We start from the raw sequence: 6,344 nt of genomic DNA, 5'->3' as shown, positions 1-6,344 counted from the left end.
TTGTCTTGACCAGTGGGGCCACTTTACATCGCCTAGCATCCAGGACGGTGCGGCGCTAATTTTTATATTATTTGATTCATGACGCCACCCGTTCCTTCCCCGATTTAAAACGATTCATTGTAACGATTCAGAATCGCGGCAGGGTCATCGGGGAGGGTGGTCATCAGCTAGTCAAACACTTCCCGTTTGCGGGCGGCGCAGATCTTAATCGTGCAACCACGGCCACATGGTTTTCCCGTGCCGGTCGGTGCGCTTCGTAACGATGGCGACGGATAAGGTGTCGTCGATGCTCTCGACCAGTAGCAGGTCACGATCGAAGAACTTCCTGCGTACGGCCGTGTCGCTCTCCCACAAGAGTACTTCCTTGCACTCCATAATATCGGCGCGCTCCGCCAATACCTTCGGGTGGTTGAATAGCCAGCGCGTGAAAGCGAAGCTGTCGGGTTGGTTGTGCCAATACATTCCGTACATTTTGATGTAATCACATGCAATCCGGGGTTCTGCCAGCGTGGTCCCGTGCCAAACGGCCAGCGGTGCTGGACTTGCGTTGCCACCAAGGAGCTCAGCGATGTACGGGTTGGTGGCAAAGCCACGGCGCAGGGCCGTGGCAGCCAAGACCCACTCGCTACGCAGCATGTGGGCCAGCGCCAGTTCGTAGAAGTACGGCGGGTATCCAGTCGCCTCGGCCTCGAACACTGCGCGAGCGGCATCGGAGTCGCCGGCCCTCAGGGCCTCGGAACCCAGAAGGAAACGCACGCCCTGGTTGTCGGCCGGATTGCGCGCCAACATGAGCTCGATGATCGTAACGGCGTCCTTATGGCGGCGCAGGCGCATGTATGACAGCAGCGCGATATGCATGGCTCTGAGGTAGGGCCGATTGTCGAGGTGACCCCATTCAATCCGGCCACTGAAGCCTTCGGGAATATGGCGATTCGAGACACTCAAACCCAGCAAGGCAGCGTCGAGCGCCTTCTTTGGCTTGCCATGGCGGTGCCAGTGGGAGGCGATGTGGGCGTGCACGTCGACGAAGTCCGGTGCTTCGGAAAGTAGCCGATTCAGCGCCGCAAGATAACGCGTGTCATTGAGTTCACCCGTCTCGTGGGCATCGAGCAGGCCGTCGAATTCGGCCAGCAGACCATCGTAACAATCGTCCGGGTATAAGAACGCGCCGGATTCGGCGTCGAAGGCATCAAACTGTAAGGGCATTTTTTGCTTAGGTTTTATTGTTGGGGGGAGCCTGACAACAAGCACGGGACATATGTCATTGGCAGGCTGCAAACCGCGATGGTACAGCCTTGCATCGGTCTTGGGCGTTGAAAATCGCGCGTTTGGGTCCCTTCACCCGCGCCCGCATCTTCGGCGCCACAGCGCCAGCATGGGCAGCGCGCAGTTGCCGCGTTTTCTGATGATGCTCGTCGAAATAGCAATGTCGGTCATGGCGAAGATTCGATCGATCAAATCGTCGACACGGTCAATGCGGCGCAGGCCGAGAAGCCCGCAACAGTGCCGGCCGCGTCCTGATGCCCGGCATCGCGGCCGGCAGCCATATTGATTAATTGCCAATTCATCGGCATACTCCGCGGGACGGGACATCAGTATCGATGTCCGACCAAAACTTGTTTTTTTCCGGAGCCTGCATGCGCCTTGTATTAGTCCCATTCTTCGTTATCGCAACACTGTCCTCATGCGGAGGTGGAAATGGCGACCCCGCGCCCCCGCCGCCCGACTCGAATGTCTTTGTGATCAAGAACCGTGGTGCGGTGCAATGCACGACCGCCCCCATGCCGCTCGCAACGCTGGAGCGCCAGCTCACTGACGCGGGTGTCCAGCTGGCCGGTTCCCTCGCGCCCCCCCAGATCGCTTCGAGTTGTGGCACCGATGGCAAGGCATACCCGACATCGTGCGGCAGCCCTGACGGCCAGATCGGCATTTTCTTAATCGCTGAATTGCAGTTGAAAACGGCGACTGCCGCCGGCTTCGTCCTGATGAGCAGCGAACCCAATGCAAAGAAAACTGATTGCTAGGTTTTGCCTGGGGCGAGCCGCCAAGCCACCGACATGGGCCGTAAAAGCGTGGTAAGCAACTTCAAAGGCTGCGGCCGAGGCCACAGGCCAGCGGCTTGGCCAGACCGGAAGCTGTCTGGTCCATTTTTTTCGCCCTAAGTGTATGCTGGCGCTGCAGACTCGTCTGCATCGATGATCCGTGTCCATGCAGAAGTATGTCGGCTGAGCGACCCCTCCGGCGACCAACCCACCATCCCCGCTATCTATGAACTTAAGCAACATGATCGGCCCCCTCACCGGCGGTATCGGCCTTTTCCTGCTGGGGATGTGGCTGATGACCGATGGCATGAAGATGGCGGCGGGCCCGGCGTTGGAGCGCATTCTGGCGAACGCCACCAGAACCCGCCTGCGCGGACTGGGATCGGGCATCCTTGTGACATCGGTGGTGCAATCGTCGAGCGCGGTGACGGTCGCCGCGATCGGCTTCGTCAATGCCGGCCTGCTCACGCTGGGCCAGTCGCTCTGGGTTTTGTTCGGCGCCAACGTCGGCACCTCCATGACGGGCTGGCTGGTCGCCGCGGCGGGAATGGGTTTCAAGATCGAGGCCGCCGCGCTGCCACTGGTCGGGGTCGGCATGTTGCTGCACCTGACCGGCGGCCGCCGCAGGCGCGGCGCGATAGGCATGGCGATCGCCGGTTTCGGCATCCTGTTCCTCGGCATCGACATCCTCAAAACCGGTTTCACCGACGTTGCCGGGCGATTCGCGCTGCCTGCCGTCGGTGGTGCCCTTGGCGTCGTCATGCATGTCTTCGCCGGCCTGGTGCTGACGGTAATGATGCAGTCGTCGAGCGCGGCGCTGGCAGTCGCGCTGACCGCGGCCCAGGGCGGCCTGCTGCCGCTGGAGGCGGCGGCGGCCGTCGTCATCGGCGCCAATCTTGGCACGACGGTGACCGCGGTCATCGCGGCGGTGGGGGCGACCGTCAACGCGCGCCGCGCCGCCGCGGCCCACGTGATGTTCAATGTGTTGACGGGGGCGCTGGCGCTGTTGATCCTGCCTTGGCTGCTCGACGGGATCATCGTGCTGCGCGATATGCTCGCCCTGGACCGGGCGCCCGGCATCACGCTGGCCTTGTTTCACACCACGTTCAATGTGCTGGGCGTTTTTCTGATGTGGCCGCTGGCCGGGCGTCTGACAACTTTCCTGCAGGCGCGCTTTCGCTCCCACGAGGAAGACATGGCGCGGCCGCATTTTCTGGACCAGAACCTGGTTGCCGTTCCGTCCTTGGCGGTGATTGCCCTGGAACGGGAGCTGGGCAGGCTGGGGGCGATGGCCGTGGGCATGCTGCGCAGCGCCATGGCGGGCGAGGCGGCCACGGACGATGCCGAGTCCCGTGCGCAGGTCGTTGGGACGCTTAAGCTGGCGATCGGCAAATTCGTGCAAGGCTTGAACCGTGCCTCCATGAGCGATGAGACCTCGCACAGGCTGTCGCGGCTGTTGCGCGTGTTGCGCTACTACGATAGCGTCGCCCAGCTGGCGCGGGCGATGGCCGCGACCGCCTGCGAGCCGCCCGCGTCTGCCGACAGATTGCTGCAACAGGTGCGCGGCTGGCTCGCGCAAGTCGATCTGCTGTGCGCGCAAGCCCTCGTCAGCCGCGGGCCCGCCTTGATGGCGATGGCTGCGGCCGCGGATGGCGTCGAAGCGGCATATCAGGCGCTGAAGGCGGAACTGTTGCAGGCCGGCGCCGAAGGCGAGATCGACATCGGTTCGATGGAGTCGCTCTTGCAACGCTGCAGTCTTGCGCGTCGTGGCATGCAACAAGCCATCAAGGCTGCAAACGTACTCTCGCACCTTGACGATCCCTGGGAGCCGGCACGCGCAGCCGACGGCACCGATGACGAAGCGGATGATTAAATGTGCGGCTTGAAGGAGGGCAGATATTCGGGTGCGCGCCCCGTTGCGTTGGCGCGGCGTCGCCTTGCTGATGTACCACGCACAACTCGATCCACGTTGCCGGCAGTTACTATTCCATGATGAAATCACTGCGTCACCTGATCCTGCCGTTCGCCGGTTTATTGTTCACGCAAGGCGCACACGCCGAACAATTCAATGTGCTGGTGTTTTCCAAGACCGCCGGCTGGCATCACGATTCCATCAATGCTGGCGTGACGGCGATTCAGGACCTGGGCAAGCAGCACAATTTCGACGTCTTCTGGACCGAGGATGCCGAGCGCGTCATCAACGACAAGCAGCTGGCGAAATACAAGGTCGTGATTTTCCTGCTGACGAGCGGCGACGTACTGAACGACGAGCAGCAGGGCGCGTTTGAACGCTTCATCAAGGCAGGGGGCGGCTTCGTCGGCGTGCACAGCGCCTCGGACACCGAATACGGCTGGCCGTGGTACACGAAAATGCTCGGTCATATGTTCCAGACCCATCCAGCGATTCAAACCGCGGTGCTCAAACTCGAGGACCGCAATTTCCCGGGCATGGACCGTTTCGCCAAACGCAGCCTGGTGACGGAGGAGTGGTATCGATTCGGCCCGGCCCTGTCGAACAAGCTGACGTACCTGTTGAGCGTCGACGAGGCGAGTTACAAGCGCACGCCGCAACCCGCCGGGAAACCGGCCAACGGATTGGGTTCGTTCCATCCGGTCAGTTGGTATCAAGACTACGACAACGGCCGTGCGTTCTACACGGCGCTCGGCCATCTGCCGGCCACCTACCGCGACCCGGTATTCCTGCATCACCTGTATGGCGGTATCTATTGGGCCGCCACGGGGCGAACGTTCAAGGCCGATTGATCGGGTATTGATCCGCTGCGCACCTTTAACTCTTCATCCGGCGCCATAGGCCGTTGGCGCGTCCCCAATCGTTTGCCAATGGCCGTCATCCCACCATTCCACAGCCAGAATGGTATTGACTTCATAGCCGTCAGTATCGTCGTCGCGGTAGATGTCCAACGCCAGGGCGCTGGCGAGTGATTAATCGAATTTTTTGAATGCCTGTCGTAACGTCGCGTCGATCTTGTAGGGATAAACGGCGAAGCACGGGCACTGCAATTGGGCCTGACCCGCACGAGTTTTTCAGACTCCAGCCGGCTGTGCCAAGTCCCGCCGGCATGCCCGTGACAAGTTCCAACCGAGCGACAACGCCGAAACCGATATCGCCACACCCGCAGCGCGCGCCAGCGCCTCCGGGTACCAACAAGCGGCGACCAGCAACGAAACGGCGATCACATGCAGATAAAACTGGCGCTGTGCCACCTCGTCCGGAATGATCCGCTTGACCTGCATGACGCGCTGTCCCGGCGCTGTCTCGGTCTGCTTGTGATGCCACAGCAGGAACGGAACGATTTTGTACAGCATCCCGTTGATGGTCGAATACAGGAATCCAGCGATGAACAGCACCGCCACGGCCAGCGTCTGGCCGGCGCCCGCCATCTCGCCGGGCAGGGCCCAAATGACGATGGCTGCCAGCAGGCAAACCATCGCCAGCGACCAAAATTTGGTCATGGCATCGGCGGCTCTGGTGCGGCGTTTAAGCAGCAGCAAGGTCGCGACGGCAAACAACGCAAACGCGGAAAGCAATACGATGGCCGGCGCCAAGCCGAGCGCCTTCACCGAACACAGCAACAGCGCCAGCACCACAAGCGAGCCCAACCATCGCTCCAACCGGCTGTCATACAAGGGTGTGACCTGGAACATGGGCAGCACCTGGACGGCGACGCCGGCCAGCAGCAATCCACCCCACCCGAACAGGCCCCACATCGCATGCAAGTCGGTGACCCGCGCCAGATCGAGCGGTATGACGCCCGGCAACGCGAACGCCATGCCAAGCAGTGTGCCAAGCACGACGGTGACGAGCAGCGAGGCCAGCGCCAGCCGCACCGTGGCGACCATCGGCGCGGCGCCGGCAGGCGCGCGCTGCCACAGCCCAATCGCCAGCGCGCCGGCGAGCCACAGCAGGGCCGGCACCAGCGCGGCCAACGCCAGGCCAAACAACCATGGCCGCGACGCGAGGAAGGCCGCGGCAAGCGCCAGCGTGCCGGCGCCGAGCAGCGCGTGCACCGCCGGCGCCATGGTGCGCGCATGCGGCAGCACGCTGCAAGCGACCACCGGAAGGATCTGGATCAGCGCCCCGGCCATCGACATGCCCAGCACGCCCAGCGTGAACAGGTGGGTCAGCGCCAGCGTCACCGGCGACCAGCGGCTCTGGAAGGCGGCCTCGCCCTGCCACACCAACAGCAAGCCGGCCAGCAGCGCAAACAGCGGCGTGCACGCGAAGTAGCGCAGCACCGCGCCCAGCGCGGGCGACCGGTCGAGCGACAGGGCGCGCTGCAT

6 protein-coding genes are annotated in these 6,344 nt (G+C 62.5%); 3 read left to right on the top strand and 3 right to left on the bottom strand.

Going from position 1 to position 6,344, the window contains the following annotated elements; translation table 11 throughout:
• Positions 1-204 precede the first annotated feature (204 nt).
• Together C7C56_RS16865 and C7C56_RS28260 are read right to left on the bottom strand one after the other, a co-directional pair.
• Positions 205-1,206 carry a tetratricopeptide repeat protein gene (locus tag C7C56_RS16865; protein WP_106758538.1) on the bottom strand — a complete coding sequence of 334 codons (1,002 nt, stop codon included), beginning with the start codon at positions 1,204-1,206 and terminating at the stop codon, positions 205-207.
• Positions 1,207-1,338: 132 nt separating this feature from the next.
• Positions 1,339-1,593 carry a hypothetical protein gene (locus C7C56_RS28260; RefSeq protein WP_146204523.1) on the bottom strand — a complete coding sequence of 85 codons (255 nt, stop codon included), beginning with the start codon at positions 1,591-1,593 and terminating at the stop codon, positions 1,339-1,341.
• Positions 1,594-1,739: 146 nt separating this feature from the next.
• Between C7C56_RS28260 and C7C56_RS16860 the strand changes: the two genes are divergently transcribed.
• The 3 genes from C7C56_RS16860 (at position 1,740) to C7C56_RS16850 (ending at position 4,805) form a co-directional block, all read left to right on the top strand.
• A complete protein-coding gene (locus C7C56_RS16860; RefSeq protein WP_146204522.1) occupies positions 1,740-2,024 on the top strand; it encodes a hypothetical protein in 285 nt (94 codons plus the stop codon).
• Between the two features lie 259 nt (positions 2,025-2,283).
• On the top strand, positions 2,284-3,915 hold the full coding sequence (locus C7C56_RS16855; protein WP_219933176.1) for a Na/Pi cotransporter family protein: 1,632 nt from the start codon (positions 2,284-2,286) through the stop codon (positions 3,913-3,915).
• Between the two features lie 116 nt (positions 3,916-4,031).
• Complete coding sequence (locus tag C7C56_RS16850) at positions 4,032-4,805, top strand: ThuA domain-containing protein (protein ID WP_219933175.1); 774 nt, start codon at positions 4,032-4,034, stop codon at positions 4,803-4,805.
• Positions 4,806-5,087: 282 nt separating this feature from the next.
• Here C7C56_RS16850 and C7C56_RS16845 read toward each other — a convergent pair whose 3' ends face one another.
• Positions 5,088-6,344, bottom strand: a complete 1,257-nt coding sequence (locus tag C7C56_RS16845) for a permease (RefSeq protein ID WP_106758534.1) — start codon at positions 6,342-6,344, stop codon at positions 5,088-5,090.

This window comes from Massilia glaciei (assembly GCF_003011895.2).
GTDB lineage: Bacteria > Pseudomonadota > Gammaproteobacteria > Burkholderiales > Burkholderiaceae_D > Telluria_A > Telluria_A glaciei.
Note: the sequence above shows the minus strand (reverse complement) of the source record. Positions and strands in the feature narration are given on the sequence as shown.